Source organism: Bacteroides caecigallinarum (assembly GCF_021530995.1).
GTDB lineage: Bacteria > Bacteroidota > Bacteroidia > Bacteroidales > Bacteroidaceae > Phocaeicola > Phocaeicola faecigallinarum.
Window position 1 is genome coordinate 1 of record NZ_JADYTF010000183.1, and the last position, 4,118, is coordinate 4,118.

Below are 4,118 nucleotides of genomic sequence, written 5' to 3' on the forward strand. Positions count from 1 at the left end.
TATTAGGGGTGCAAACAGATTAAGAACAGAAAAAATAGTCGTAACTTTGCAGAAAAATTGGCTTTATGAGAATCTATATATTTATACTCATTGTAATTTTAGCTGGTTGCACAAATCGGCAAACCGATATCAACTATGAGCAGATATTGGATGTAGCAGAAGTGCGTCATCACCAAGGAGAATCACTAAGTGAAGATGTTTTACTCAGAGAGGCTTTGAAATATTACCAAACATTAGAGCCTGTTGATTCTACAAGATTATTGCAAGCAACCATTCTAACTGCATATCATTATTGGTGGAATGATGAGACGGAAAAATCATATAATCTATTGGAACCATTAGCTAATACAAATAAAGATGCATTATATGCTTTGTTTGACTTGGCTTATAAAGACAATAATTATAAAACATCGCATGCTTATCTATGCAAGATTATGGAAGATGATGCAGAACGAACATTTCGGAATTATCATGGAATGGCTGTACTGAACTTCTTTCTTGGGAATCAGAAAGAATGTGAGCGCTTATATGATGAGCTCCCTCAATATATAAAAACGCCAGAAGATTCCGTTTTGTATTTTGAGAAAACGCTTCCAAATCATGCGGATGCTCTTAGTGAGTATGGTAAACAAGAAAGAGCCATTGAAATTCAAACACAGGTCTTGAATTATTTTATAGGTAAGGACAACTGGTATGTTGCTAAAGCATATTTGTCTCTTGCTCGATATAATATATTGTTAGGTCGCTTTAACAAGGCCGAGCAATACATTCTTTCAGCTGAGGAAAATGCAGATGAATATTTCTACAGCAATTTGGCAATATCTACTTATATGCAACAGTTGAAAAGCATCCTTGATTATGCCATAAACAATCGTATCAGTGTAATGGAGTGGGCACATTTCGGAAATACTTTGCAAGGAAATGCATCCAAGAACCGAGATATTACAGAAGCCAAGAGAGAAGCTAACAGGAATCTTGCAGAAAAAAATATGCAGATAACCATTCAAAGGCAAAAGGATCAAATGCTATTCTTAGTTATAACATTTATTTTGACTCTTACGATTGCCAGTTTGCTATTATGGCTACGGAATAGAAAAAACAAGTTTTTAGAAAGGGAAGAAGAAATAGACGCACTACGAAAACTATTGTCTGAATCATCGGAATCAGGTGATAGTAATAAAAATGACCGCTTCTTCAAGAAGATTCTATTGCAGCAATTAGGTGTAATAAAAATAGCCACATCAAACCCAACTTCTGCCAATTTGGAACTGCTCAAAAAAATGAAAAAAATTGCGAGCAAAGAGGTGGATGTGGACACATTATTGAATTGGAATGATCTTTTTCAGATTATTGATTATATTTACGATGGCTTCTATACTTCACTAATAAAAAAGTATGGTGCAGTTCTTAATGAGAAAGAGATACAGTTATGTACCCTCTTAAAAGCGAATTTCACTACAAAAGAAATTGGTGTTGTAACACAGCAATCCGTTCGCACAATTTACCAACGTAAGAGCACTATCCGTCAAATACTTCAAATGCCAGAAGCAGAAGATATAGCAACCTTCTTGAGCAATAAATCGCAATAAAAAATAGCTTCATATAGCTATAAAAGCACTTTTTATGAAAGTATAATTGACCATTTCAATGAGAGCCTTCAAGATCTTTACCATTTTATTACTCTTTGTGAGTCTTAATGTTTCAGGGCAGGCTGTCTTGCTTGACAAAACTACCGGTCAATGTATATCTTATGCACAGATTTTAAACAATAAGGGAGCAGTTGTGGGTACGACTGATATTGAGGGCAACTTGCCTCAGGACTTGAACGATGAAAATGTTACTATTCAGCATATCGCGTACAACCCTAAGAGTGTCAAATCCTCTCTTTTTAAGAAAGATACTCCTATTTATCTAACTCCTATCGAATATCAGCTGGATGCTGTAACAGTTACAGCGAAGAATAGAGAATATATTCATCTTAGGACTTACTTCAGAAGCTATCAATTGAATGATTCCTGTATGAAATATTTCAGGGATGGATACCTGGATTTCTTTATTGATACAAAACATAAAGATGCAGAAAAACTTGTTATAGAGATTCGTAACTTCCAGAACGATTCATTGATTGATAAGGATAAGGAAAGGGCAAACACTCTTGTGGATAAATACATTTATACTCCAAATCTGGACGGACTCACTTTAATGGAAACACTGAAAAAAGAAGGCTGGAAATATAATACTGATAGTATAGACAGTCGACTTCTGTTAAATGAAACAGTTGGAGGTGCAATAAGGATAGATACTATACAGAAAGTATTACGAGTGGAATATGATGTTCTTGCAACAAAAGGGAAAAAGCCTAAAACACTTTTTGGTTACACAACACGCCTCGAAAACTTTTATCAGACGGAGAATTACATCTATAATTCAGAATATCAGTCCTATATGGATTTAATAAACAGAAAGAGCTATAGAAAGTTATTCTTTAGCCACAAGAAAGATTCCAAAGAACAGATGATTGAAATCTTTGATGAACTGTATGTTCTGGAACACAATTATATTACAAAAGACGAAATGAAACAGTACAAAAAAGCATTGAAGTCAAAATCAAACAAACCTCTGGTTGAGTGGAATATGGATAATACAATAATAACACCATTAGCACCACAATTGGAGCGAATATTAAATGAAGATCTCTCTCAGGTTAAATAATCGAAGGAGGATATCAAGAGCCTTCAATTCTCTCTTAAAAGTTTAACTCTATAATCTCTGATATTCTGCATGGTTTGTACTGGATATCAGAGATTTTTATGGATATACATGGTGCTTTCGATGTGTATGATGTTATTGCAATAATAATAAGCAGCCTTGTGTTTTACCGATTGTGTATGTTTTTTGGAGTTTCAAGCGGGAGATAGATGGTAAATTCCGTAAATTCTCCTTCTGTGCTGTTGACGAATATTCGTCCCTCATGCGCCTTTATCACCTGGTCAACAAAGTTCAGGCCCAGTCCGAAGCCTGAAGCTCCGTTCTTGCGGCTGCGCTTTGCCGCCGCTGCGCGTTCATACTTCTGGAAAATGACTTTCTGGTCGGCTTCTGATATACCCAGACCATTGTCGCGTACTTTCAGGATGGTGTAGCGTTCGCTTTCTTCAGCCGTGATGTTTATTTCCACACTCTCCTTTGAGTATTTGATGGCATTGTCAATCAGATTACTTATTACTTCACCCAGATAATCGTTGTCTGCATAAGCTGTTTTGGTCTGCAAGCTGATTATAAAGTTTACAGGTTTCTGTGCTTTGGCCTTGAATTTCTCAGTCAGTTTCTCTATTATCGGTGTAAGCTCAACTTCCGTTCTGTTCATCTCCAGTTTATGGTTCTCCAGTTTGGAAATTGTAAGTATCTTGTTGGTGAGAGCAAACAGATGGTCTGTTTCGCTTTCCGCTATGTTCATGTATTTGTTCTTTATCTCCGGTTTGCCTTCCAGTCTTCCGCTTTTCAGCATATCCTGCACCATCATAATAGTACTTAGAGGTGTTTTCATGTCATGTACCATGGCGTATGAGAAGTCCTCACGGATTTGGGAGATTTTATTCATTTTTGATATTATCCTTACTTGATAGATTATGCAGAATACAACAAAAATGAGAAGTATAGTTGTGGAAACTAAGAGTATCCCCATTTTTTGAAAAAAGAATTTATTTGGATTAATAATTTTGGCTTTAATAACATATGAGAAGTCACTCCTAATAGGAATTTTCTGTGTTTCGATATAAAAAAATGAATAATGTGCGTTCCCTTTATTTTGTATAATACTATCCCCTTTTAATAGATATAGACAAAAGCGATTATTAATATTTTCTTCTTCTAGAATCTGTTTATAATATTTTGCTATTGTATTCAAAGAAATAGGTTTTCCAAGTTCTTCTAATGATTCTTGCATATAAGCAAATTCCGGTATATCTTTTCCGCTATCACTTTGAGGCCTACTTTTAACCATTGTTCCTTGTGGTAAAGAACTTAATCTGGAAAATGTTTCAGCATCAATAGCATTCTCTAACAGATGACTTGTTTTAAATACTATTTCATTTTTGTTAAATTGGTACGAACGGTATAAC

The 4,118-nt window shown here is 35.1% G+C and carries 3 protein-coding genes; 2 read left to right on the forward strand and 1 reads right to left on the reverse strand.

All coding sequences use genetic code 11. The annotated features are described in order from the left end of the window. Positions 1-65 precede the first annotated feature (65 nt). Positions 66-1,589 (forward strand): tetratricopeptide repeat protein, encoded by a 1,524-nt coding sequence (locus I6E24_RS15645; RefSeq protein ID WP_235329561.1) that lies wholly within the window; start codon positions 66-68, stop codon positions 1,587-1,589. Positions 1,590-1,647: 58 nt separating this feature from the next. Beyond that, positions 1,648-2,712, forward strand: a complete 1,065-nt coding sequence (locus I6E24_RS15650; protein ID WP_235329563.1) for a hypothetical protein — start codon at positions 1,648-1,650, stop codon at positions 2,710-2,712. A gap of 163 nt (positions 2,713-2,875) precedes the next feature. Here the strand turns inward: I6E24_RS15650 and I6E24_RS15655 are convergent, their stop codons facing one another. Continuing rightward, positions 2,876-3,598, reverse strand: coding sequence for a sensor histidine kinase (locus I6E24_RS15655; RefSeq protein ID WP_235329565.1), 723 nt, complete (start codon positions 3,596-3,598; stop codon positions 2,876-2,878). Between the last annotated feature and the right edge of the window lie 520 nt (positions 3,599-4,118).